Annotated in this window: 23 protein-coding genes; 5 read left to right on the top strand and 18 right to left on the bottom strand. The window is 40.0% G+C overall.

Going from position 1 to position 25599, the window contains the following annotated elements; all coding sequences use genetic code 11:
- Nucleotides 1-241: 241 nt before the first annotated feature.
- Nucleotides 242-1231 carry a biotin synthase BioB gene (bioB, locus tag AC1M9J_RS02465; protein WP_035263808.1) on the top strand — a complete coding sequence of 330 codons (990 nt, stop codon included), beginning with the start codon at nucleotides 242-244 and terminating at the stop codon, nucleotides 1229-1231.
- Between the two features lie 46 nt (nucleotides 1232-1277).
- Here the strand turns inward: bioB and AC1M9J_RS02460 are convergent, their stop codons facing one another.
- The gene (locus AC1M9J_RS02460) at nucleotides 1278-1487 is read right to left on the bottom strand and encodes a hypothetical protein (protein ID WP_481588241.1); all 210 of its coding nucleotides are present in this window, start codon (nucleotides 1485-1487) and stop codon (nucleotides 1278-1280) included.
- A 196-nt stretch (nucleotides 1488-1683) separates the two neighbouring features.
- On the opposite strand from AC1M9J_RS02460, the gene AC1M9J_RS02455 reads away from it, so the two are divergent.
- Nucleotides 1684-3003, top strand: coding sequence for an acyl-CoA dehydrogenase family protein (locus AC1M9J_RS02455; protein WP_481951815.1), 1320 nt, complete (start codon nucleotides 1684-1686; stop codon nucleotides 3001-3003).
- 174 nt (nucleotides 3004-3177) lie between these two features.
- On the opposite strand, the gene AC1M9J_RS02450 is transcribed toward AC1M9J_RS02455, so the two are convergent.
- A complete protein-coding gene (locus AC1M9J_RS02450; RefSeq protein ID WP_481951814.1) occupies nucleotides 3178-4440 on the bottom strand; it encodes an acyl-CoA dehydrogenase family protein in 1263 nt (420 codons plus the stop codon).
- Nucleotides 4441-4453: 13 nt separating this feature from the next.
- On the bottom strand, nucleotides 4454-5704 hold the full coding sequence (locus AC1M9J_RS02445; protein ID WP_481951813.1) for an SfnB family sulfur acquisition oxidoreductase: 1251 nt from the start codon (nucleotides 5702-5704) through the stop codon (nucleotides 4454-4456).
- Between the two features lie 208 nt (nucleotides 5705-5912).
- Between AC1M9J_RS02445 and AC1M9J_RS02440 the strand changes: the two genes are divergently transcribed.
- Nucleotides 5913-7328 carry an LLM class flavin-dependent oxidoreductase gene (locus tag AC1M9J_RS02440; RefSeq protein ID WP_481951812.1) on the top strand — a complete coding sequence of 472 codons (1416 nt, stop codon included), beginning with the start codon at nucleotides 5913-5915 and terminating at the stop codon, nucleotides 7326-7328.
- A gap of 48 nt (nucleotides 7329-7376) precedes the next feature.
- Here AC1M9J_RS02440 and AC1M9J_RS02435 read toward each other — a convergent pair whose 3' ends face one another.
- The 5 genes from AC1M9J_RS02435 to AC1M9J_RS02415 form a co-directional block, all read right to left on the bottom strand.
- On the bottom strand, nucleotides 7377-8282 hold the full coding sequence (locus tag AC1M9J_RS02435; protein WP_092766410.1) for a cation diffusion facilitator family transporter: 906 nt from the start codon (nucleotides 8280-8282) through the stop codon (nucleotides 7377-7379).
- A 76-nt stretch (nucleotides 8283-8358) separates the two neighbouring features.
- Nucleotides 8359-11502: an efflux RND transporter permease subunit gene (locus AC1M9J_RS02430; RefSeq protein ID WP_481951811.1), complete on the bottom strand. Its 3144-nt coding sequence runs from the start codon at nucleotides 11500-11502 to the stop codon at nucleotides 8359-8361.
- Nucleotides 11492-12709: an efflux RND transporter periplasmic adaptor subunit gene (locus tag AC1M9J_RS02425; protein WP_481595388.1), complete on the bottom strand. Its 1218-nt coding sequence runs from the start codon at nucleotides 12707-12709 to the stop codon at nucleotides 11492-11494. Before AC1M9J_RS02425 ends, AC1M9J_RS02430 begins: the two co-directional genes overlap by 11 nt.
- Nucleotide 12710: 1 nt before the next feature.
- Entirely contained in the window at nucleotides 12711-14030 is a 1320-nt protein-coding gene (locus tag AC1M9J_RS02420) for a TolC family protein (RefSeq protein ID WP_481951810.1), read from the bottom strand.
- Between the two features lie 46 nt (nucleotides 14031-14076).
- Nucleotides 14077-14514 carry a cation efflux protein, CzcI-like gene (locus AC1M9J_RS02415; protein WP_481951809.1) on the bottom strand — a complete coding sequence of 146 codons (438 nt, stop codon included), beginning with the start codon at nucleotides 14512-14514 and terminating at the stop codon, nucleotides 14077-14079.
- 240 nt (nucleotides 14515-14754) lie between these two features.
- On the opposite strand from AC1M9J_RS02415, the gene AC1M9J_RS02410 reads away from it, so the two are divergent.
- Together AC1M9J_RS02410 and AC1M9J_RS02405 are read left to right on the top strand one after the other, a co-directional pair.
- A complete protein-coding gene (locus tag AC1M9J_RS02410) occupies nucleotides 14755-15699 on the top strand; it encodes an ABC transporter permease (protein WP_481951808.1) in 945 nt (314 codons plus the stop codon).
- Nucleotides 15699-16592 carry an ABC transporter ATP-binding protein gene (locus AC1M9J_RS02405; protein ID WP_481951807.1) on the top strand — a complete coding sequence of 298 codons (894 nt, stop codon included), beginning with the start codon at nucleotides 15699-15701 and terminating at the stop codon, nucleotides 16590-16592. The genes AC1M9J_RS02410 and AC1M9J_RS02405 overlap by 1 nt, the downstream gene beginning before the upstream one ends.
- Before the next feature lie 91 nt (nucleotides 16593-16683).
- Here the strand turns inward: AC1M9J_RS02405 and AC1M9J_RS02400 are convergent, their stop codons facing one another.
- The 10 genes from AC1M9J_RS02400 to AC1M9J_RS02355 all read right to left on the bottom strand — a co-directional run bounded on the left by AC1M9J_RS02400 (nucleotide 16684) and on the right by AC1M9J_RS02355 (nucleotide 25485).
- A complete protein-coding gene (locus tag AC1M9J_RS02400; protein WP_481595391.1) occupies nucleotides 16684-17388 on the bottom strand; it encodes an ABC transporter ATP-binding protein in 705 nt (234 codons plus the stop codon).
- Nucleotides 17381-18592: an ABC transporter permease gene (locus AC1M9J_RS02395; RefSeq protein WP_481595392.1), complete on the bottom strand. Its 1212-nt coding sequence runs from the start codon at nucleotides 18590-18592 to the stop codon at nucleotides 17381-17383. Before AC1M9J_RS02395 ends, AC1M9J_RS02400 begins: the two co-directional genes overlap by 8 nt.
- A 2-nt stretch (nucleotides 18593-18594) precedes the next feature.
- On the bottom strand, nucleotides 18595-19764 hold the full coding sequence (locus AC1M9J_RS02390; protein ID WP_481951806.1) for an efflux RND transporter periplasmic adaptor subunit: 1170 nt from the start codon (nucleotides 19762-19764) through the stop codon (nucleotides 18595-18597).
- Between the two features lie 20 nt (nucleotides 19765-19784).
- Nucleotides 19785-20033, bottom strand: coding sequence for a TIGR03643 family protein (locus tag AC1M9J_RS02385; protein ID WP_035263835.1), 249 nt, complete (start codon nucleotides 20031-20033; stop codon nucleotides 19785-19787).
- Nucleotides 20034-20304: 271 nt separating this feature from the next.
- A complete protein-coding gene (locus AC1M9J_RS02380) occupies nucleotides 20305-21321 on the bottom strand; it encodes an ABC transporter substrate-binding protein (protein WP_481587094.1) in 1017 nt (338 codons plus the stop codon).
- Nucleotides 21318-23126, bottom strand: coding sequence for an allophanate hydrolase (atzF, locus tag AC1M9J_RS02375; RefSeq protein WP_481951805.1), 1809 nt, complete (start codon nucleotides 23124-23126; stop codon nucleotides 21318-21320). The genes AC1M9J_RS02380 and atzF overlap by 4 nt, the downstream gene beginning before the upstream one ends.
- A gap of 11 nt (nucleotides 23127-23137) precedes the next feature.
- Complete coding sequence (locus AC1M9J_RS02370; RefSeq protein WP_035263841.1) at nucleotides 23138-23581, bottom strand: CopG family ribbon-helix-helix protein; 444 nt, start codon at nucleotides 23579-23581, stop codon at nucleotides 23138-23140.
- On the bottom strand, nucleotides 23574-23699 hold the full coding sequence (locus AC1M9J_RS02365; RefSeq protein WP_257219874.1) for a hypothetical protein: 126 nt from the start codon (nucleotides 23697-23699) through the stop codon (nucleotides 23574-23576). Before AC1M9J_RS02365 ends, AC1M9J_RS02370 begins: the two co-directional genes overlap by 8 nt.
- 254 nt (nucleotides 23700-23953) lie before the next feature.
- Nucleotides 23954-24586 carry an NAD(P)H-dependent oxidoreductase gene (locus AC1M9J_RS02360; protein WP_035263843.1) on the bottom strand — a complete coding sequence of 211 codons (633 nt, stop codon included), beginning with the start codon at nucleotides 24584-24586 and terminating at the stop codon, nucleotides 23954-23956.
- A 41-nt stretch (nucleotides 24587-24627) separates the two neighbouring features.
- Nucleotides 24628-25485 (bottom strand): SDR family oxidoreductase, encoded by an 858-nt coding sequence (locus tag AC1M9J_RS02355; RefSeq protein ID WP_481951804.1) that lies wholly within the window; start codon nucleotides 25483-25485, stop codon nucleotides 24628-24630.
- Nucleotides 25486-25599: the final 114 nt, after the last annotated feature.

Raw genomic sequence — 25599 nt, 5'->3', positions numbered from 1 at the left:
TGATCTGAAATTTTAAGCACACGTTAGCAACAAGTTCTCAGCATCAAGTTCCCAAAAAATAATTTTGCCGCGAAAAATGCATAAAAATAGTTAAGTTTGTAACTAAATCAACAATGATTAATTTCTATTGAGTTGGCGAATTTGATAATTTTTTTGAGTCATTATTGTCATATTTTACGATTTTGCATTATTAAAATTACAGTATGATCAAATAAGTAGCTTTTTAATTGATGGATAAATTATGCAAGTACGCAATGATTGGACGCGTGAAGAAATACAAAAACTCTATGAACAACCCTTCATGGACTTAGTTTTCGAAGCACAACGCGTGCATCGTCAATACTTTGATGCAAATACCATTCAGGTCAGCACATTACTATCAATCAAAACGGGTAAATGTCCTGAAGATTGTAAATACTGTTCTCAATCTGCACGTTATGATTCCAAACTTGAGGCCGAAAAAAGAATTGCTGTTGAAAAAGTAATTAATGAAGCCAAAGAAGCTCTCGCTTCTGGATCATCTCGTTTTTGTATGGGTGCTGCATGGCGAAATCCTCATGAACGCGATATGCCTTATGTACTTGAAATGGTACGTGAGGTAAAGGCCCTAGGACTTGAAACTTGTATGACCTTAGGGATGCTCAATCAATCACAAGCGGAACGTTTAAAAGAAGCAGGTTTAGATTATTACAATCACAATTTAGATACCTCTCGTGAGTACTATCCAAATGTGATTACCACACGCACTTATGATGATCGTTTAAATACTTTAGACTTTGTACGCCAAGCAGGCATGAAAGTGTGTAGTGGTGGAATTGTTGGCTTAGGTGAAGATACTCAAGATCGTATTGGTCTATTACATGAACTTGCGACCTTAGCTATTCATCCAGAATCGGTACCAATCAACATGCTTGTACCGATCGAAGGCACACCCTTAGCAGACGTTGAAAAACTCGATGTGACTGAATGGATTCGCACGATTGCCGTAGCGCGCATTATCATGCCAAAAAGTTATATAAGACTTTCAGCGGGTCGTGAATCTCTTTCTGATTCTGATCAAGCTTTAGCGTTTATGGCAGGTGCTAACTCTTTGTTCTCAGGTGAAAAGCTTTTAACGACACCTAATGCTGGTGAAGGCAAAGATAAGCAGTTATTCGATAAGTTAGGTCTAAAAGCCGAAAAAGCGAAGCCGACTGTATCAGAGCTGACTATAGATGCAATGGCAAGTTAATTTATAAGATTCGCTCAATCAAAAACCGAAGCTTTGCTTCGGTTTTTTATGATGTGATCAATATGCCATAACTGGCATTAAGATACTGTCCTGGCTTAATTTCATCTGTTCCATTGGCATGGTGTACCGTTATTTTTTGACTAAATGCATCAAACTCAAAGCGATCATAACTATCTTGGTGGTGCATCAACCAATAAATCGTATCTATGACATGATCATCACAAATATAAGTATTCGATTTAAAATCTTTACTCATTTAATTTAAATCCTTTTTTCAATCACAACATTATTATATCTCAATTCATTTTATTGAATATAATTTTCTTTATTTAAGATAATTTCTAATTTTTTATTAATCCAATATATTATATTTACATATCACAATAAATCGATTTTCACCCATTTTATAAGCGCTATTATTTTATTTTAATTTAAAATAAAGACTGAGTATTATGAATATCGTTAATTTAAAAACTCAAACTGCATTACAACACCGTCCCAGCGCACTGACCACACAAATTAATGCTGTATGGGGACAAGGACCATCTTCACGTTATGAAAGCCTCGCCTCGTTATTTAGACCAACATTTGAAAAAATCAAAGCTTCGCGATCAGAACGCGAAGAAAAGCGAATTTTAGCTTTTGAACAGATTCAATGGTTAAAAGACATCGGTTTTACGAGACTTCGCTTACCCACTTCGCAAGGTGGATTTGATGCAACTATTCCAGAATTATTTAATCTATTAATCGAACTTGCCGAAGCTGATGCAAATTTACCGCAGGCACTTCGCGTACATTTTGGCTTTGTGGAAGATTTACTGCTCAGCCGCGACCCACAGTTTAAATCTATATGGCTTCCTAGAGTGGCTCAAGGTCAAATTATTGGAAGCGCATGGTCTGAAGGTGGAAATGAGTCCATTCATGAATTTAAAACGAGACTTTCCAAAGATGCTGAGGGACGCACGATATTGAATGGACAAAAATTTTATACCACAGGAAGCTTGTATGCAGACTGGATTGATGTGGGTATTACTGATTTGTATGGAGAATCAGCCAGTATTCTAATCCCTCGACATGCTGAAGGTGTTGAGATTGTGGATGACTGGAATGGTTTTGGTCAAATTCTTACAGCAAGTGGTACTACTAAGTTCACTGATGTTGTTGTGAATCAACAAGATGTCATCGGAGACCAACAGCGCTTTAAATATTCAGCAGCATTCTATCAACTGATTCAATTGGCAATTATTTCAGGGCTTACAAGAGCAGCAAGCTATGAAGTATCAGCTGAGGTTTATAAACGTGAAAGAAATTATACGCATGCCAATGCTTCCTTCGTCCGTAATGATGCTCAAATCCTACAAGTGGTGGGTCAAATTCGTGGTGTCGCGTACACCACTGCAGCAATTATTGAAAAAAATGCACAGGCTATACAACGTGCTTTTGAAGCTGGGTTGAATGAAAATGAACAACTCGAAGCAGATCAAAATGCCATAGCAGAATTAGAGATTGCTCAATCTCAAACCATTATCACCACACTTGCATTAAATGCTTCGACCATCATTTTTGATGCTCTAGGAGCATCAGCCACTGATAAAAACTTAGCTTTAGATCGTTTCTGGCGAAATATTCGTACGCTCGCATCACACAACCCAAGAATTTATAAAGATCGAATTGTCGGAGACTTTAGCGTAAATGGTGCATTGCCCCCTTATCAATGGCGTATCGGTAAAGTTGATGTATCAGGGCTTCGGCAAACAGATAAGGCTTCTTGAGCTCGCTTTAAATCGTTAAGACACTATTCTTTAGTGTTTTTTTTTAGTGTCTTTTTTTAGTGTTTTTTAAAGTGATCTATCTAAATCGCTTAGGCTATTAGAGCTCTTATTTACGAACCTAGTAAAAAGGTCCTTAACAGGACCTTCTTAGCAGCATCATCGAAATTACATCAATTAAGCCACTTGAGCTTTCAAGTGTTTCGCCAAAGGACTATTACCAATTTGCCATACAAATGGCAATTCAGTTTGATTCACGACAAAAGCCCCCACCACTTTCTCCTTATAAATAATCGGATTATGTGAGGATACGACTCGTGCATTACGCCAGAAACGATCTAACTGCTTCGATGAAGCGCTGGCTGAAGCACCCAAACTATTGAATAGTTTAGTTGTTAAATCAAGTACAAGATCTGAAATGACTACCTGCCCTTGAGCAGATTCTAGTTCCGCAATTTGATTAATCTCATGATCTTTTTCAGATGACGCATTAAAGTGACTTAAATATGCATCATCCAGTGCTGCAGCTGTTTTTAAAGTAATGGCTTGACTGGCAAATGCTTGGGAAGATGCCTTACCAATCACTTGTAGAATCTGAGCATCATCACGGACCAGATCAGCATTCCCGTGGCTAAAGATTCGAGTACGCTTACGCACTTCCTCACTAAAGGTTTCCACCGCAGAAAATGCAATGCCGGTCAGTGTTGCTAGATGTACAACTTGATAAAAAGCTGTTTGATATTTAAAACGCTGATCAAACGGGTAAATATGATCTCGTTCAATCGACACTTGGTTGATTTTTAGCGTCCCACTTCCCGTTGTTTTTTGACCAAATCCATCCCAATCATCATGTACTTTAATTCCATTAGCTTTAGTTGAGACCGCTGCAATCACATGCTGATCAGTGGTTTCATCATAGGCAAAAAGATCAATCCAATCGGCAAAAATAGTACCTGTAGAATAGAACTTTTCTCCTGAAACTTCATATTCGCCTTGTTGATTTTGTTTCACTCGGGTAATGACGTCGCCTATCTCAACATTACCGACCTCTGTCCAAGCGTTTCCTGCGATTTCACCATTTACAAATCGCTTAAACCAAAACGCTTGTGATTGATCTTTATGCGCCACTAAGCGGTCTTCGACAAATGCAAAATGTCCACGTAAAGCTTGCACAATATTTGAATCCGCTGTCGCCAACTCGATTAAGATTTGGAAAAGTTGCTGTTGGGTAAAACCTGCACCGCCATATTTTTTTGGCACACGTAATGCACCAAAACATGCATCGTTTAACCATTTAATTTGTTCATGAGGCAAATCACGATCGGTTTCTCGTTGAACGGCCCCTTCTGCAATCCGCTTAAAAATTGGTCGAAACTTTACTGCAACCTCTTCATAGTTGGCACCAAGTGAAAGTTCTTCATTCTGATTTAATATAGTCATAATAAATTTCTCCTTAGCTCCATGGATGACGTGGTGGTGGGACATCATTTAGAAAATAATTTCCTACAATGTTGTATTTCCAACGCACGGGATCATGCAAAGTGTGTGTTCTGGCATTGCGCCAATAACGATCTAAATTTAATTCTGATAAGGTCGAACGCGTGCCAGAAAGCTCAAATAATTTATTCGCTGCTAAAATCGCAATGTCAGTCGTTAAGACTTTTGCTTCAGCCACGAGCAATGTTGCTTCATTAATATGATCTTCGGTCGGTTCAGCAAGTGCTAAATCAATCGCTAATCCTGCCAAATCCAGAACGGCTTCAGCAGCACGCAGCTTAATTTTCAATTCACCAATATTGGCAATGGTATATGGATCTGAACTTGCTTTATCTAAACCTGAATCAATCCATGGACGTGCAAAGTTACGAACGTAATGAATCGTTTCTTGAATCGCACCACGTGCAATCCCAGCATCTACAGCAGCTTGAATAAATTGAGAAATTGCTCCAGCTGCTGTCGGTCTTGCAAAAGCTTGATAAATTGGAACGATATATTTTGCATCTACTTTAACGTTGTTTAATTCGACTGATCCACTGACCGTTGTACGCTGACCAAACCCACTCCAATCATTGGTAATTTTTACACCTTCTGTCCCTTGTGGCACGATTGCAGCAAATGGTTTTCCTTCAGCATCAATCGCAACAACTGGAATGCGGTGTGCCAGTAAAGCTCCAGTCGCAAAGAATTTTTGTCCATTCACAATCCCATTGCCAGAAGCATCAAATTCTATTTTTGTGGTGAGATCGGCAACCGTCTTAGACCCTTTTTCTGAGAAAGCATTCCCCAAACGCTCTCCACCCAGTACTGCTTTAAAAAAGAATTGTTTTTGTTCTTCGGTGGCATCTAAACGGATATGCTCTAGAAACACCCAATGATTTTGTGCGATTTGACCTAGTGATGGATCAGCGCTAGAAATGGTTTTAACAACTTCAGCGAGAGTCTTGTAGCTCGCTCCTGCACCGCCATATTGCTTTGGAATGTTAATTGCCCAAAGCCCTGATTGAGAGTACTTGTTAATTTCACTCAAAGGTAAACGGCGTTCATGATCACGAATGGAGGCTTCCTTTGCAAAATCTTCAGCGAGCTGTTGTGCGATTTGAATCGCTTCTTGATCTGTCTTAATCACATGCGCTGGCTGATGAATTTGGTAGAATTCTTTTGAAATTTCAGCTTCATGCAATTTTATATCTATTTGTGCGGTCATTTTATTCTCTTCAAAAAAATTGAATAAAATTAAATTAGCACTAATTATTTTAATTTTTTATACGATTATTTTATTTACTAATCTGATTTCAAACATAATCAAATCATTTATTTTTTTATTATGTATATTGCAGTTTTTCTCATTAAATAATAAGTATGATATTTCATATAATCAAAATATAAACATTTAATTATTTTATATTTTCATTATGACTAAACATATACGATTTAATGCTTTTGAAATGAATTGCATTGCACATCAGTCCCCAGGCTTATGGCGTCATCCGCTCGATCGCTCTACAGAATATAAAGATTTGGAATATTGGACTGATTTAGCAAAAATATTAGAAAAAGGTATTTTTGACGGTATTTTTCTTGCAGATGTTTTGGGTATTTATGATGTGTATCATCAATCGGCTCAACATGCTTTAAATGGTGCTGTTCAAGTTCCTGTGAATGATCCAATTCAGATTGTTCCAGCAATGGCAGCAGTCACCCAACATTTAGGCTTTGGTGTAACCACCTCTATTTCATTCGAACATCCTTATCCCTTCGCACGACGTATGAGCACATTGGATCATCTCACCAAAGGTCGCGCGAGTTGGAATATTGTGACTTCATATTTAGAAAGCGGATCTAAAAACTTAGGTTTAAAAACCCAAGTGAGTCACGACAATCGTTATGATATTGCAGACGAGTATCTGGAAGTTTTATATAAACTTTGGGAAGGTTCTTGGGAAAATGATGCGGTACGACGCGACAAAGCCGCTGGTATTTTTGCGGATCACACCAAAGTTCATCCAATCCAACATGAAGGTAAATATTTTAGCGTGCCAGGTATTCATATCTGTGAACCTTCTCCGCAACGCACACCTGTATTATACCAAGCTGGTGCATCAAAGCGTGGACAGAAATTTGCAAGTCAAAATGCAGAGTGCGTATTTATATCTGCACCAACGAAAGTTGCTGTAAAAAAGTTAGCACAAGGAATTCGTCAGAATCTTATTGAGGAAGGTAAAGATCCAAACGCAGTTTTAATTTATACAATGCTTGCGATTGTGGTCGATGAAACTGATGAAAAAGCACAGGCTAAATTTGCAGAGTATCAATCTTACGGAAGTTATGATGGTGGATTAACACTCGCTTCAGGGTGGTCTGGTGTAGATTTTTCACAATTCAAAGCTACAGACCAGGTTGAATATATTCATACCAATGCCATTCAGTCTATGTTGCAATCTTACGTAGAAGCAGATCCAGATAAAGTTTGGACCATTGAAGAAATTGCAAAATGGACCAGTGTAGGTGGAAACGGCCCCGTGATTGTCGGCTCACCAAGCACAGTAGCCGATCGTCTTCAAGAATGGGTGGATGAAACTGGCATTGATGGATTCAATTTGGCTTATATTTTGGCACATCAATCTTTTGAAGACGTGGTCGAATACGTCGTTCCTGAGTTACAACGTCGCGGTGTTTACCCTACAGAATATACCAAGGGGACACTGAGAGAAAAGTTGTTTGGTCATGGACCATTACTTCCAGATGATCATCGTGGTGCTCAATACCGTAAGTCATCAACGAATGGGCTGCACACTTCAACCCAAACCGCAACACTTGAATCTGTGTAGATCAATTTAAATTCTCTATATGTAAAAAAGCGCTTTTCGGGGCTTTTTTTAATGCTGATGTTCTAGTTCATGGTGATATGCATCATCTTCTATCTGCAAGGTCATTTCAGTAATATGGTGATCATGACTTAACATTTCAAAAGCTTGTTGATGTAAACGTTTAGGATCGACATTCGGTGCAACCAAATGAACTGTGAGCATGACTTTTTTGGATGTGATCGCCCAAACTTTGAGTTGGTGAATGTCCTTAACTCCTTCAAGCGATAATAAATCTGTACGGAGCTTTTCAATATCAATCTCATCAGGTACACCTTCAAGTAGGATATTTACACTTTGCTTGGCGAGAATCCAAGCACGTGGTAAGACCCAAAATCCGATCAGGACTGCGATAATCGTGTCAATAAGTACCCAGCCTGTAAAATAAATAATCACAGCACCGATGATCACACCTACAGAACCAAGTGCATCACTTAATACTTCTAGATATGCACCTTTGACATTGAGGCTATCTTTACTACTCGAAAAAAGAATCTTCATCGAAATTAAATTAATGATTAAGCCAATGACGGCGACTATCATCATTCCAACACTCTGAATTTCAGGAGGATTACTTAATCGATGAATCGCTTCTATCAAAATATAAATTGCAACGATAAATAACATCACCGCATTAAATAGAGCTGCCAAAATTTCAAATCGCTGGTAACCAAAAGTTCGCTTATTGTCTGCAGGCTTTTGACCAATCTTAATTGCAACCAACGCGATGGCTAGAGCAGCAGCATCAGTAAACATATGTGCAGCATCTGACAGCAAAGCTAAACTTTGAGTAATAAATGCAGCAACAACTTCAATAATTAAAAATGTCGTGGTTAAGGCTAAAGCAAAAGTTAGTTTCTTTGCGTTGTCTTTACTGACTTCCACATGACTGTGATCATGATTATGCGAACTACCCATTTTATACTCCCCATCAGAAGCCTCTCTTAAAATAAAGTGAGGCTTCTGATTCATATACATAATGTTATTGTTTAATTTATTGTTCTGCTTTTGCTTGATTCATCCACCTATACAATACAGGTAAAAGTAGTAGCGTCAGTATGGTGGATGAAATAATTCCACCGATAACCACTGTCGCAAGCGGTCGCTGTACTTCAGCACCCGTACCCGTAGCAAGCGCCATTGGAACAAATCCTAAAGACGCCACAAAAGCAGTCATCAGCACAGGACGTAATCGCAACATTGCACCTTGCCAAATGGCATCTTTTAAACTGTATTCACTTCTTAGCTCCTTAATAAAGGTCAACATAACCAGTCCATTCAGAACAGCGACACCTGATAAAGCGATAAAACCAATACCCGCAGACATTGAGATGGGAATATCACGTAACCATAAAAATAAGACTCCCCCCGTGAGAGCAAAGGGTACGCCCGTGAATACCAATAAACTTTCTCTTATATTTTTGAATACAGCCATCAGCAGGATAAAAATCGTAATCAAAGCCAATGGAATCACGATAGTCATTCTAGCTTTGGCAGATGCCAAATTCTCAAACTGTCCACCATACTCAATCCAATAGCCACTCGGTAATGCATATGTCGTGAGGCTAGATTGCAACTCTTGGACAAATGAACCCAGATCTCGCCCTTCAACATTTGCCGTCACAATAATCCTACGCTTGCCATTTTCACGACTCACCTGATTCATACCATCAATATTTGAAACTGTAGCCACATCTGCCAGTCTTACTGTCCCACCATTGGGGAGTTGTATGGGTAATTGTGCAATCCCCATGACTGTCCGATCTTGATCAGTAAGTCGAATAACAAAATCAAAACGGCGGTCGCCTTGTAGAATTTCACCGACTTGTTGACCACCGATACTTGAAGCGACTAAATTTTGTATCTCACGAACCGAAAGACCATATTGCGCTGCTAAAGAACGATTTACGTCTATATTTAATAAGGGTAAACCTGAAGTCTGTTCTACTTTGACTGCGGTACTGCCACTGATTTTTTGCACAATCTTGGCAATTTTGGCAGCTTCATCGTTTAACACCTGCATATCATCGCCAAAAATTTTTATACCTATGTCACTGCGGACTCCAGAAATGAGCTCATTAAAACGCAATTCAATGGGTTGAGAAAATTCACTATTGTTGCCAGGCAAAGTCTCCAAAAAAGTTTCAATACGTGACCTTAAATCATCTAAGCTTTCTTTGGGATTCGGCCACTCTTGACGATGTTTCAACATAATGAATCCATCTGAGATATTGGGTGGCATCACATCTGTCGCCACTTCAGCAGTACCCGTTCGTGCGAAAACATTTTTAATTTCTGGAAAATTTTGAAGCAAAAGTTTCTCAGTCATTTCCTGCATTCTTAATGATTCTTCTAAGCTGGTACTGGGTGAACGCATTTGTTGAATAGCAAAATCACCTTCGCTTAATTGCGGTGCGAATTCACTTCCTAGACGTGTCGCCAACAACCCTGTTAAAACCAAAATACTAACTGCGAGCGTTAACATGACCGTTCGATATAAATAAGTCATATCTAATACTTTTAGATATTTTTTCTTTAACCATAACATCCATCTACTTTCAGTTTCTTTGACTTCACCTGTTACAAATAAAGCCACTGCAGCAGGAACAAAAGTAATGGATAAAATGATCGCAGCAATAAGAGCTAATACTACGGTGAGTGCCATAGGGTGAAACATTTTTGCTTCAACACCACTTAAAGCAAATATGGGCAAGTACACCACTAAAATAATCGTTTGACCAAAAATTAAAGGACGGCGCGCTTGACGAGCGGCAAGGAATACTTCTTTAAATCTCTCTGAACGTGTTAAAGGTCGTCTTAACTGTTCTTGGGCATGAGCTAATCGGCGAATACAGTTTTCGACAATTACCACTGCCCCATCTACAATAATTCCGAAATCTACCGCACCTAAACTCATAAGGTTGGCACTAATCTTTTGCTGTGCCATACCTGATAATGTAAATAACATCGAAAGTGGAATCACGCATGCTGTAATTAAAGCTGCTCGAATATTTCCCAAGAAAATGAATAAAATCACAATCACCAAAATCGCCCCTTCGACTAAGTTCTTTTGAACTGTCTTAATGGCTTTCTCGACTAAGGTGGTACGATCGTAAACAGTTTCAATTTTTACGCCTTCGGGCAGTGTGGTTTGAATTTCTTGAATTTTTTGATCAACAGCTTGTGCAACACTACGGCTGTTTTCACCCATCATCATCATGGCGATGCCGAGTACGGTTTCTTCTCCGTTATAGGTCGCTCCGCCTGTTCTAAGATCATGTCCAATCGACACTGAAGCAATATCTGAAACACGGACAGGATTTCCATTTAAGGTAACCACCGTTGTATTTTCAATATCCTGTATCGTATTCAGTGTTCCAGGAACTCGTACTGTCAGTTGTTGACCTCCATCTTCAATAAATCCTGCTCCACGATTTTCATTGTTCTCAGTAAGAACTTGTTGAAGTTGCGTCAAACTGACTTGTAGTTGTTGCATACGATTCAAGTCTGGCGAAACAACATATGTTTTATTGAATCCTCCAATACTATTCACCTCAGCAACGCCTTTTACGCGTTGCAATTGTGGACGCACGATCCAATCTTGAATTTCGCGTAAATCCATTGCTGTGTATGAAGAACCATCAGGTTTTTTAGCCTTTGGCTCAGCTTTTAGTACCCATTGATAAATTTCACCCAGCCCCGTAGATACTGGAGACATGGTAGGTGCGATATCATCAGGTAATTCGGATTGAACCTCTTGCACACGCTGATTGATTTGTTGACGTGCCCAGTAAATATCTGTGCCATCTTTGAAGACAATAGTGACCTGAGATAAACCATACCTAGAGATCGAACGTGTTAATTCAAGATCTGGTATCCCCGCCATGGCATTTTCAATTGGATACGTAATGCGTTGCTCAACTTCGAGCGCAGTAAATCCATTAGCTTGGGTATTAATTTGAACCTGTGTATTGGTAATGTCTGGAACTGCATCAATTGGCAATTTTTGATAACTATAAACTCCAACAGCAATCCAAGCACAGGCAAACAGCATGATCCAAATCGCATGTTGAATTGAAAACTGAATAATTCGCTCAAATAGCCCTTCAGCCTCCGGCATGTCATGATTAGTGCCCATGGTCAGCTTCTCCTTTTTCTAACTCCGATTTCAGTAAGAAGCTGCCTTGATTGACATATTTTTGCCCCGCTTGAAGACCAGACTTAATTTCTGCCCATTGACCATCTGAAGACATTTGACCTACTTCAATGGGTTGTGCTTTAAAGTGGAGTTTTCCATTTTTTTGTTCTGTAACAATAAATATTGCTGATTTACCTTCGATTTGTTGCACTGCATTTTTTGCAACGCGTAATACATTGGATGCATCGGGACTTTGAAGTTCAACATTTACCATCAAATTTGGTCTTAACTCACTTGCCTTTCCTTGAACTTTAGCGCGAACAATCAAGCGACCAGTCTGCGCATCTGCTTGCGACGTTAACGATTGCACAACTGCTGTATACGTCTGACCTGATTGTAAAGATTTGAATTGAATATTTTGTTGTGCACGAATTTGATTACTCGCATCTGCAGGTAACACAAATTCCAGCCATAAATCTTTTAATTGTTCGATGATGAAAATCTGATCTGCAAGTTGCACATTTTCACCCACCACGATGTCTTTTTGGCTGATCACGCCCGAGATAGGCGAACGAATGGTAAAACGACCATTAGAACCTGCTGAAGCTCCCAAAGCTTGTAAACGTGCATTGGCACTTTGCACTGTGATTTGTGCTTGACGATATGCATTTTCAGCACGTTGCAAATCCTGTTTTGCAGAGATCCCCTGCGACCACATCCGTTGTTCACGTTGCAAATCTTGGCGTGCCAAATCTAAATTGGATTGTTCCATTCTTAAATTTGCTTGTTGGTCAATGAGCTCTGGGACACTTAATACTGCAAGTATTTGACCTTTACCTACTTCTTGTCCCAGTGCTACATTCACTTGTTCAACATGACCAGCAAAATTAGGGGAAATATGCGCTTGTTGATCTGTATTTACCATCAATTTTGCAGGCAAGTTTGTGTATCGCGGAATTGCACCTAATTGAGCTGATTCTATTTTTATACTATGTTCGACTAGCTGTTTAGATGTCAGTTCAATCTCACCTTCTTCTGCATGATCAGCTTCTGCGCCATTCGACGTTTCAGCTTGCTCTTCACTCTCAACAATTGCTGTTTTCTTATTATCTTTGAAAAAAATCCAAATCCCGATAACTACCGTCACCCCAATAATCAGGGCGATGAGGAATGCTTGGTTTATTTTTCCTTGTTGTATAGATCTCATTTTATTCTGCCCCTATATTGATGAAATTTTCTGACTGTGACACAGCCTCTTTGAGTAATTGGGTATAGGCATCCGAACGACTAATTTGTTCATAACTGGTACCAATACTTAATGCCTCAGCAGCAAGTGCGGTTTGCCATGCCTGTCTTAAGAGCTGAATTTGACTGAGCCGAATATTTTGTAATTGTGTCGTTGCTTGTTGCACCTCAGTGATTGAAAGTTTTCCATTTTTAAAACCGAGCAAAGAGCGCGTCTGTACTTTTTCAGACAAGCCTTTTTGTCTCAGTACAGCGTCATACTGTAGTTTTAAGCCACGCACCTGATGAAATGAGTTTGCAATCTCTAAAATTTGTTGTTTGAGTTCTCTTTGTTGTTGACGCTCAAGTAGAGATTGCTGACGTTGGGCAAGCGGAATTTGGTATTGCTGACGATTAAAAATATTGAACGGAATATCGACACCCACAGATAAACTAGTATCGTTTGTCTCATTGGGCGCTTTTGTTCGCGTCATCCCTACATTCAAATTTGGATTTGGTTTTGCTTTTACTTTAAGTTGCTCAATTCGTTGATTAGCCTGAACAACATTGAGTGCATAAAGCTTTTCTAAATAACCTGCAGAAATATAATTTTGAACATTCTGTTCAACTTGGTCAGGCCAATAAATCCGATTTGAATCAACCTTCACCTCTGCTTCAGTTTCTCCCCAGAGATTAGAAAGATTACGTTTTGCAATTTCCTTATTTAAAATGGCTTGCTGATAATTGCGTTCATTTTCTGCCGCTTCAATCTGCGCTCGTTCATACTCAACTAAGGCTATGCTTCCTGCCTGATATCGTTTTTTAGCGCTGTCTAAAGTTTCACGACTGACTTGCAGTTGAGACTTTTGAATTTGCGCTTCAGATTGCGAAATTAAAAACTGTGACCAAGCATACTTCACGATTAATTGGCTTTGTGCTTCCCACAACTTTTCTCGCAATTCATTTTGTTGCCCAACCAAACGCGCTATATTTTTTTGAATCCGTCTTTGACCAAAAATGTCGATCGGCTGACTAATACCTAGACTTAACTCTTGATCTTGATTCGAGCCAAAACCATCTCGAGAGAGATTGATGGACGGGTTTTGCCAAAGTCGACTTTGCTTAACAGCAAGTTCTGACATTTGTTGTCGTTGCTGCCAAATATGTTCTGATTGTTGATATTGAGACACTTGAACGAGTGCTTGTTCAAGCGAATTGACTGTCATTGCTTGAGCATTTGCACCCAAACTAAGCGAACCTAAAACCAGCCATAATCGAATGGAATGTTTTAATTTAAAAGACATGTGAATTTCCCACTATTTTAAAAATAAGTGGTGGGAAATTTTTAGGCTACCCCACCAATAGCGAGGCTAATTCAGGAGGTGGAGGGATTTTACCTAAATGAGGCGATTGATAGGCATTGGTCCAATGAAAGTGATTTTGGTAAATCTTTTCGATGTATTGTGATGAAGGCATATTCTCGTTTACAGCAAGAATAAACTGAGACATCGACGGTAGATGATCTTGATGATCCAAAACATCGATTTGCGCTTTTTCTTCAAGCGTTACCCTTTGATCATCGCCAAGCACGAAGCCTTTTTCAATTTGAGACTTCGGACTTTTATTTGAAAGATCGGCTTGGCAAAGTACAGGTTGATGATGACCAAAGTGAAAACTTTGTGTCGATGTTGAGTCGCTTTCATGAACACAAAAAGCCGCCGCCACATTCCAAAGGCTTTGGAACATGAACATACATGCTAAGAATGTCACAAATTTAGCCGATCTCATTTAAGCAGGCTCTCATCTTTTATATCTGCATTTAAAACGTGATAGTGATCACCATCAAGTGAAGAGTTGTAATTCTCCATCATATTTTGATGATCGAAACCTTGATATTGAAAGAATGTACATAAGAAAAATGAATGAAAACTTAAAAATTTAGCGCTTTTAAAGCACGCTTCGAAAATGGCATCGATTTTGCAATCTAATCATACGAATTTTATTTTTTGTATTACTGAGGTGGCAACAATGAGCTATGTTGCACGAGAATTGAGTCAAAAGCATAAATTTTTGCTTGGTTTTGGATCGTTTTTAATTCCAATTTTAATCTGGTGTGCAGTGAGTTATCTGCCTTTTATTTGGCATCCCCAAGTTCAAATCACAGATTCTGGTAGCACAACATTTTTACAAGTCGATAGCCGTGTCAGTAGAGAAGTTTATTATGCTGAAGCGCAATTGGCAGTCGATCAAGGACTCCCACCACCTCGGGGAATTTTGGTCAATCCCATTTATCTACCCGCACCAGATGAAGTCGCTACAGCCTTAGTGACCGCATTTACAACGCCACCCGCTCAAGCAAATGCACCATGGTTTCATGAAAGTTTATGGCACAGCATTAAACTGGTGTTTACCGCATTTTTTATTTCTTCTTTGATTGGTATTCCTTTGGGTATTCTTTGCGGTTTTTCTCATAAAATTTCTCAATTAACTGAACCTTTTGTAGAGTTCTTTCGCTATCTGCCTGCACCAGCCTTTGGCGCTCTTGCTGTTGCGATTTTGGGCATTAATGACGCACCTAAAATTGCCATTATTGTGATTGGTACCTTATTCCAACAAATTCTGATTATTGCCAATACCACCCGTTTGGTCGACCGCAGTCTTATTGAAGCTGGATTCACCTTAGGAACCAACAAAATCAAAAGTTTATTTTATGTAGTCATCCCTGCTGCACTCCCAGAAATTTATCGAAACCTTCGTGTACTTTTAGGTTGGGCTTGGACCTATTTAATCGTTGCAGAACTCATAGGAAGTACATCCGGTATCACGTGGTTCATCACTCAACAAGCTCGCTATCAAAACTTTGACAATGTTTTCGCCGCAATTTTGATTATCGGGATGATTGGTCTGATTTGCGACGTGATTTTAATGAAAGTAGGACAGCACTTATTTAAATGGAAAACGGGAGTTCGCTAATGTCTTCATCACTTCAACCCTCATATTTTGATGCCCGCGCTTACTTTGACAAAATTTACGCTCGTCCCGTCATTTTAGAAGCAAAAAATCTCACCCAAAAGTTTAGCCACGGAAAAACTGAGCGCACCATTTTAAATACTTTAGATTTAAAAATTCATAAACGTGAATTTATCTGTGTTATTGGTCCTTCAGGATGCGGTAAATCTACCTTTAGCCGTATTGTGGCAGGTCTTGATCCATATACCAGTGGTGAATTACTGGTAGACGGTGAAACCATCACAGGACCGAGTCCAGAGCGTGGCATGGTTTTCCAAGGCTACACACTGTTTCCATGGAAAACGGTAAAAGAAAATGTCATGTTTGGTCCACTCATGCGAGGTGCCAGCAATGCTACAGCTGAGGCGCAAGCCCGCGAATGGATCAACATTATCGGACTTGGAAAATTTGAGCAGCAATACCCTCATGAACTTTCAGGAGGGATGAAACAACGCGTTGCCATCGCTCGCGCGCTCGTGAATCAGCCAAAAATTCTCTTAATGGATGAACCCTTTGGGGCTTTAGATCCTCATACGCGTCAAAAAATGCAAAAGCATCTGATCGATCTTTGGGCCAATATCGATATCACGATTATTTTTGTGACACACGATATGGACGAGGCGATTTTACTGGCCGATCGGATTGTGGCATTGAAGGCCAATCCTGGCGAAATTAAGGAAATCATTGAGGTTGATCTACCAAGACCACGTCAGCATGAATTGATGCTCACTGAAAAATTTAAATATTTAAGACAACGTGTAGATGCTTTGGTACATGCTGAAGAAGATGAACTTGATCCAGCTCTCGCAGACTTACCTAAAATTCCAAGAATGACCAAGGTCAGTCATTCTAAATAAGGCGCTATATCCTGATCACACAAACGGTCAGGATAAAGCATGCAACATCAATCCTTTTGACCACACTATTTTAAATGCAGACTTGGATTAATCACGACTTCATTTCATCACGTTCAATTCGCCCATCTACCAGTTGAATGGTTCGATCACATGTAGCGGATAATCGTGGATCATGGGTCACTAACAATACCGCACAATTTTGTTGCTCATTTACTTCACGAAACAGCTCAAAGACTTCGCTCGCTGTTTGACTGTCCAAATTACCTGTAGGTTCATCAGCGAGGAGTAAAGCAGGCTGTGTGATTAAAGCTCTGGCGATTGCGACACGTTGTTGCTGCCCACCAGAAAGTTGACTGGCTTTTCTTTGTGCAAATTGACTCAATCCTACCGCTTTTAACAAATCATGTGCTCGATCCAAAGCTTGTTGATTGGGTTTGCCATGCGCCAACATTAGAGGCATCAAAACATTCTCAATAACGGTGAACGCTTGAATCAAATGATGAAACTGAAACACAAATCCAATGCTCTTCCCACGCAATTCCGTTCTTTGTTGATCTTCCATTTGACTGGTTGGTTGACCAAGTAAATAAATTTCACCACTGGTGGGTTGATCCAGCAAACCTAAAATATTTAATAACGTACTTTTACCTGAACCAGAAGGTCCAATTAACGCAGCAAAATCTTGACGATGTATGGCAAAATCAATCCCATGCAGCACTTCAATTTCATTGGGTTGTCCAATGTTATAAGACTTTTTCAAAGCCTCTAAACGCAGTACTTCATCATGATTAGACATGACGGATTGCCTCCACAGGATCTAAACGCGCTGCACGACGGGCAGGAATCGCCGCTGCAATTAAACCGCTCAATGTTGCAAGTAATAAAGCTGATCCAATCAAATAAGGTGAAATTGGAATGTAAAATAATCCTGGACCAAATTCATTAAATGACCAAACCAATGCATAACTGGTCAGGATTCCGACAATAGAACCAAGTAAGCCGAAAATCGCACCTTGAATGAGAAAGATTATCAAAATCTGTTCTCGGCTCGCACCTGTCGCACGCAAGATTCCGATCTCACGTGTACGCTGTACCACTGTAATGGAGAGTACGCTGGCGATCGCAAATGCAACAGATATTCCAACAAATATAATAATCATATTGGTTGAAAGACTTTGCGCTGAAATCGCATTCATCAATTGCGCATTACTTTCAATCCAACTTTCAGCTTTTAATCCAGTGAGACGATGAATTTGCGTTGCGACCTGATCTGCGGAGAAAATATCAGAAATACGAAGATCAATAATGGTAACCCCACCCGGCAAACCCAATAAAGACTGTGCCCGCTTTAGATCGATATACATATAGCGTGAGTCTAGTTCTTTGACCCCGAGTTCAAAAATACCCGTTACATTCATGACGGCGTTAATATCTTGACCGTTATCAACGCGAATTTTACTGCCTACGCGCACACCAAGGTCTTTGGCCAACTCACTTCCGATGAGTACATCATCTGCTTTTAAACGAAGCTGACCAGTTTTTAGATACTCTTGCAAAGGTACAATACGTTGATACCGTGGTAAATCAATCCCCATAATCGCAACTGACTGAATCGCTTCCCCCCGTTTTACCAGTGCAGGCCCTGAAACCATGGGAGAAACGGCATTGAGCGTCTTGATATTGTCTAGATTTTCAAGAACTTCTTGCCAGTTATTGATCGACTTGAGTCTTTGAGCCCTTTGATCTTCATGGATGATGTGTGCTACGCCCTCAGGCACTTTAACGACGCGATTGACCTCATCTGGTGCATGTAAACTAATATGTGCCTGAGTACCCAACGTACGCTCAATCAAATTGGACTGAAGCCCCTGAATTAATGCACTAATAAAGACAATAACGGCAACACCAATAGCAACACCACCAATAATCATCAGTGTTTGACTGCGACCCTCGCGTAAAAACCCAACAGCGATGAGCCAATTGGTCCATAAACGCTTCATCTTCAAAGTGCTTGTACCTGCTTAGTTCTGACACGCTGATCCGCTTTTACTTGATCAGGCTTTATAACGACCTGATCATTGTGATCCAACCCTGATAAGATTTCAGACATGGCAGTCCCACGCAACCCTAATTTTACAGATTGACGTTGGACCTTGCCCTCTCTTACCACCATAACTTCAGCTTGCGTGGTTGAAGGGTCAATAAGCGCGTCATTGGCTATTACTTTGGTTTTATTTCGACGTGCTGTTTCGACATTCACTGAGACTGTCATATCTTGCTTCAAAAAATTGGGTACAGAGTTCACCGCCAATTTGACTTCAACCGTACCACGTTGAGGATCAATATTAGGTGCAATAAAGTTAACTTCAGCTGGAAATGCTTGCTCTGGATAAGCATCTGCAATCACTTCCGCTTTTTGACCCAATTTCAGATAAGGTAAATTTTGCTCATCCACCGCCACTTTAATTTGCGTTGGACTATCAACTGCGACTGTAAAGAGCACCTTTCCAGGTTGAATCGCATCCCCTTTTTCGACTTCACGCGTCAAGATCGTACCCGATACTTGTGCCCGAATTTCACTTTTTGCCAATTGGGCACGTAGTGCATTTAATCTTTCACTTAAGGTTTTTTCTTCCACTTGACCTGGAGCAAGGCTTTGCGCCTTCAGTTTTGCCGCAGATAATTGATTTCTCGCTAAGCGTTCAGCTTCTAAGGCTTGTTCTTTTTCCTCTACAGAAAGCACTCCCGGTTCCGTTTGCTGACGACGTCTTGCTTCGCGACTGGCTTGTTGTAATTGGAATTCTGCCGTTTTCAATTCAACCTGCGCTTGTGGATAGCGAATTTTCCGCAATTCCTCTAGCGCAACTTCTGCTTCACGGACTTGTGCTTTTAAATCATCAGATTGAATAATTAACAGTACATCTCCTGCTGCTATTCGTTGACCTTCTTGCACGCGTCGCTCAATCACCACACCCGAAATTTCACTCCCAATTTCACTACGTGCTACATTTTCAGCACGACCTGAAGCGACCACTGTTTGAATCAGTGGTTTTTCTTCGATTAGGTAAGTTTCGACTACAGGACCTTGCCACCAACGGAAAATGAAATATATCCCACCGATCGAAATGAGCAGAATGAGAATCCACCATTTTCGTTGTTTTAAAATACGCAAAGCTTTATCTCCCAATAGGCCTACTTCGGTTTATATTGTCGAGTACAGTAAGCTCTTAAAATATCTGGTGAGCGCTTGTGAAGATGCTTGGTATTCCGCCCCGCAACACGTTTACGCCACATTTCAAAACTACTTTTTTTTAATTGTTGTCGCATCAATCGAATGACTGCACTTTCGTTTAATCCGTATTCCAGCAGAATGGCTTCGAAGGGTGTCCGATCTTCCCATGCCATTTCAATGATTCTAGAAATATCAGCTGTTGTATACAACGCACATGATCCTTTTTTATACGCATTAAACCTCGATGTTAATTGTTCATTCGTGAAAAATATGTGATTTTTTGTTGATTTATAGACACTTCATACACGCTAACGCATTCATTGTATAAAACGATTGATTTTATGATTTTAATCCGTTTCCTAGTTTTTCCATTTTTATCTATTCTTAATCCATACAAGGTAGGCAACTCTGTTGCTCTACCGACCAATCATTCAGTCCAACTTTGTGCCCAGTGCAAGCCCCTCTGCACTGGGCTTTTTTTTATTTAAATGATTCAACCAATTTTGGATAAATCAGCCCATCAATATCTAGTTTTACCGTATAAACTCCATTTTCAAGATTAAACTTATTGACATGATAAGTTGATCCATAAATAGAATCTAAAGTTGAAGAGCGTTTAAATACCTTTTGATTTGCCTCAAGATCCAACAAATGTGTGCCTTGAATAAATTGTTCATATTGCTCAGGTTCAACACCAACACGCTTAGACATAATCATCAAAGCATCGTTTCTCGTCTCAGGGTCTTGAATAAATTTGACGGTTCGATCCCATACTTGAAGCACTTTTTTCCACTCTGCTTGATGCCTAGATAAATGCGTCATATTTACCGTCAACGTATCATAGATCAATCCTGGTTTATCTTGAGAACTATAGATGATTTTGGACCCAGCTACGCTTTTTAAAGCTTGATTTGCTACAGGTTGCCATACAGCGATGGCATCCACATCTTGGCTGCTAAATACTTGGGGTAATTCGTTGGTTGCTGCATTAATCAGTTTGATTTCATTGGCTGATATATTTTGATCTGAAAGTGCGGTATTCAATAAATTATGATCGACCAGCCCTTTTTCGACTGCAATCGTTTTACCCTTAAGATCTGCCACACTATGAATGCCCTCTTTTGCAAGAATGACATCATTCCCTGATGAATAATCAGTTGCTAAAATCATAATGCCCCGCGTTCCACCTGAGGCAATGACCAAATTATCCCCATGAGAAACAGAAACCGCATCCAATTGGTTTGCTGCAAAAGCATTCATAGAGGCTGAATAATCAAACCATTTAAACTCTACGTTTAATCCAGCTTCTTTAAACCACCCTTTCTCAATAGCAACTTGCCATGCCACCCATCCTGGCCAATCACTGTAACCAATACGAATCGGTTGCATTGATTTTTCGGCTTGAGCATGTTGACTTGGTTCTGGAATTTTTGCGGTTTTATCACAACCCACGAATAACAGTGCAGTTCCAATGACTCCCCAGACCATCGTTTTCATTGCACCACCTCACCAATGCTCGTGCACTTAAATTTAGTATTGGTAAAATTTGAGGCTTGAATATAATCACGCCATCCACCAAAGTGACTGATATCAAGTGCATCTGCTAAAGCATGGTTTTCACATATAAAGCCTTTCACCCATGTTCCATCAATGAGTTGGACATTGCCAATACCAAGTGGTGCTGGGACTTCAGCAACAATGTCACCGAACAATGCTCTTGGTACATCCCACACTTCCACTTCAATAGAATGACCTGATGTATCTCGTTGTAGCCCCGGCTTAGGTGGCTGAGTATTTTTTAAAGCAAATAGTTTGTAATACGGCGCAGTACGCGTTTTTTTAACCAAGGTGGCTTGTCTGCTCGTTAACTGAAAATTCAGCGGCATGCCTGTAAGATGTGCTCCCACCACTGCTAATTTAACGGTGTGCTCAGATCCTATTGATTTATGAATTTGATAGCCTTGCTTTGACATTGCTAAATTTAATCCTGAAGTCGCTTGCCATTGCTGACCGAAGTGTGCCAAAGCTTGATCCATCCAAGCGCCAGCAACTAAAGTGATACCACTTGGCAAACCATCATCACGGATGACATTTGGGAGTGCCAATGCTGATAAATCAGCAAAATTAACAAAATTGGTATAAGCCCCCATATGCGAATTCTTTTGGATCGGATCTGCTTCAACATCTGCAATGAGATAAATCGTAGGAGCTGTTGGCACCATCAACGCATCATAATTTTTTAATTGAAGATTGATCTGCCTAGCCCATTCTGCACGCTGATACTCATCTTGCATCACATCTACAGCATTGAAGTGATCAGCTTGATCAATGATTTGCTTAATTACCGGATGACATTGCTCACGTCGAACTTTGTGTTCGACGGCATGCGTACGCTCAGCAACCCATGAGCGGTTATACAATGCAGCAGCCAATTGATTAAATACTGTGAAATCAATCTCTTCAACTTGAAATCCGAGCGATTTCATTCGAGCAATGGCTGTTTGAAATGCTTGCTCACTTTGAGTATCACCATAAAATTCTAAGTGATCTGGGATTGCAATCTTGCCCTTCGAAAATTGTGTCGGGACTGTTCTCGGATGCTGTCTTGAATAAGCATCGGTCGCATCATAACCTTGCATCAATTGCGCTACCGTCCAAGCATCATCCACTTGAGTTGCAAAGATTGAGATCACATCAATACTTCGACATGCAGGGATTAAACCCGTGGCTGAAAACCAGCCTTTGGTTGGTTTGAGTCCGACAATATTATTGAAACCCGCGGGAACTCTGCCAGAACCTGCTGTATCAGTACCGAGGGCGAATGGTACACACCCATTTGCTACTGCAACCGCTGAGCCAGAGCTTGATCCACCGCTAATATAATCCGGATTGAAACTGTTTTTTACAGCCCCAAAGGGTGAACGCACGCCAACCAATCCCGTGGCAAATTGATCTAGATTGGTCTTGCCCACCACGATTGCACCAGCAGATTTAAGCTTAGCCACTACGGTTGCATCTTGCATTGCTAAATAAGCAGCATCTGGACACGCCGCAGTGGTATAAAATCCAGCAACATCAATATTGTCTTTGACAGCAAATGGCACACCATATAACGGAAGATCAGCGATATCCTGATGGGCTAATGCATCAATCTGCGCCTGTATTTGCTCGGCACTGGCTATTGAAATCCAAGCGTGATCATCATTGGAGAATTCAGCAACATAACGCTTCAAATCATTCAGTTGAATAGTTTGATTTGCATAAGCCTGTTGCCAATCTTGTATAGTCCATAATGTCTGCACGACGGTGCTCCTTATACGTGTTCCGAATTTTGAGGAATAGGTGGCATGACTGCATCCATCAGCTCTAAATGCCCCTTAATTACCCCTTTTAATGCTTTAAATTGCTCACTTATGGCTTTTAGGTCACTGCTGACCCCTTGCATCAACATCACCTGCATGACTTTGTCATCATCTAATTGGATATGTAGTGAACTAATCACCTGAGTCAAAAACTGTTGCTGTAAATCAATAAGTTGTGTTCTTAATGGCTTTAAACTGACGTCATACAATAAGGTTAAAGTACCGACCATGACTTCATTTCGGCTAACAAGGTCATTGATCAAATGGTGGTTAATCATGTCAACAATGGCTTGAGATCGGCTTTCATAATGTTGATCTACAATTTTTTGATCCATAGCCTGCAATGTATTTTCAGGTAAAGTGATGCTGATCCGCGCCAGCTTCTGTTTAGGCACGTTTGAGCTCCTTAGGTTTTTGAGATTGTTGTAGGTGTAAACCCGCACGGACACTCATCAGTTCAATGAAGAATTGAAGGATGGGATGCTTCGATTGTTTGGATTGATTTGTCGTCATCTGCAGCACCTCTAGGTATTACAAAAAAAAGAATTGGTAATACTTGGTAAATGCAGAAAGCGTGCCAAAACTTTTCTTGAGATATATAAAAGAGAGCTAGAAAAAAAGTCGTCGGAAAGATTCAAAAATGTGCATGAATCAAAATTGTGCACTTGATTTGTTCAATGTTCAGAAATGCAAAAAGACCGCCTTTCTGGAGATAGACGGTCAACTCGAATGGTTATTATTTTGTCTTCTTGTTCTAATGAAATACTTTACTGGATATCAGTGACGAACTCCTCACGCGGAATACGGAATTTCTTCAATCCAATTAACCAATCTTTTTCTGGATTACGTCGACCTAGTGCCAATAGCACCACAGACTTTAAGCCTTTTTCTTTTAAACCTAATAATTCATCCAGACCATCTTTATCAAAACCTTCCATTGGTGTTGCATCTACACCTAACTCAGCTGCTGCCGCAATTGCCATACCAAAACCAATATGCGCTTGTTTTGCAGTATGGTGGTATTGCTGCTCTTCAGTAAACGTCGAGAACAGGTTCTTTAAGTTTTGCACCACATCCATGGTCGTATCTAAAGGTAAATGACGCTCACGATTCATTGCGTTATAGCGTTCATCGATACGCTCGTCTGGAATCGTATCCCAAGCCGTAAATACCAAAAGATGCGATGACTGGGTAATTTGTGGTTGATTCAATGCAACTGGTGAAATTTTCTCCTTAAGTTCTTGGTTGCTGATCGAGATAATATGGAACGGTTGTAAGCCCGCTGAGGTCGGTGCTAAACGCGCAGCTTCAAGAATTTGATCGACTAATTCTTGCGGTAGTTTTTCACCAGTCATTTGTTTGGTTGCATAACGCCACTGTAAAGCTTCTAATAATTTCATGTATTTACCTATAATGTTTAAATGTGAATATTTTTAATTCTTTAAGCGTATAAAATCGCCAATATTGATTTGAGTGATTGGCTTGGACGACCTAAAAGTTGTTCTAAATCTTGGCTTTGAACTTCATACTGTTGATGTTTAATATCTACAACTGTGCCATGTGTGAGATAGATCAGAAATTCGGGCAAACCGATTCTTTTTAAGAACTGCTGATAGGCTTCTTCAGTAAGATCGTGATATTCAACTGGTATTGTTTTGAGTTGACTCAGCTCATCAGCAATATTTTGATAGCTATAAGTTTGGCTGCCGACTAACTCATAGACCTTATTCTCATGATCATTTTGAATTAAGGCATTTGCTATTGCTTCTCCTAACTCTGCTCTTAACACATAAGGTACTTTCCCCGCACCTCCACAGAGCTGGATGCCTGTATCGATAACTCCTTCACCGATAATTTGTGGAATCGCTTCTGCATACATGGTGTTGCGTAGGAGTGTATATTTCAGTCCGCTTGCTTTGAGGTAATCTTCAGTTTGAAAATGACTGATCATCAAATCCTTCACTGCTGAATTTTCAATATTTTGAATGGATAAACCTGTGTAATACACATGTTGAACACCTGCTTCACGCGCAGTATCAATGACATTCTTATGTTGTTCAAAGCGATTCATTTCCATCGTTGAAATGAGAAGTAACTTGTCGATACCCTGAAAGGCTTTGATCAAACTTTCAGGTTGATTGAAATCTCCTTCACGCACTTCAATATGTTCGTTGACATAAGGTTTGGCTTTTTCTAAGTTTCTCGCCAATACAGCAAATTCATTGTTTTGTAGCTGTTGCTTTAATTGTTGCACTACACTTCGCCCTAAATGGCCAGTAGCACCAGTAACTAAAATCATTCAATAACCTTGGATTATTTTTGCGATGATGTAATTTATAGGCAAGTTAAAAAACGAGATCACTATACTGTTGTATAGTGAATTTAGGATTTCATTTGATTAAATTTTATGACG

Source organism: Acinetobacter sp. ANC_7588, from assembly GCF_056783995.1.
Note: the sequence above shows the minus strand (reverse complement) of the source record. Positions and strands in the feature narration are given on the sequence as shown.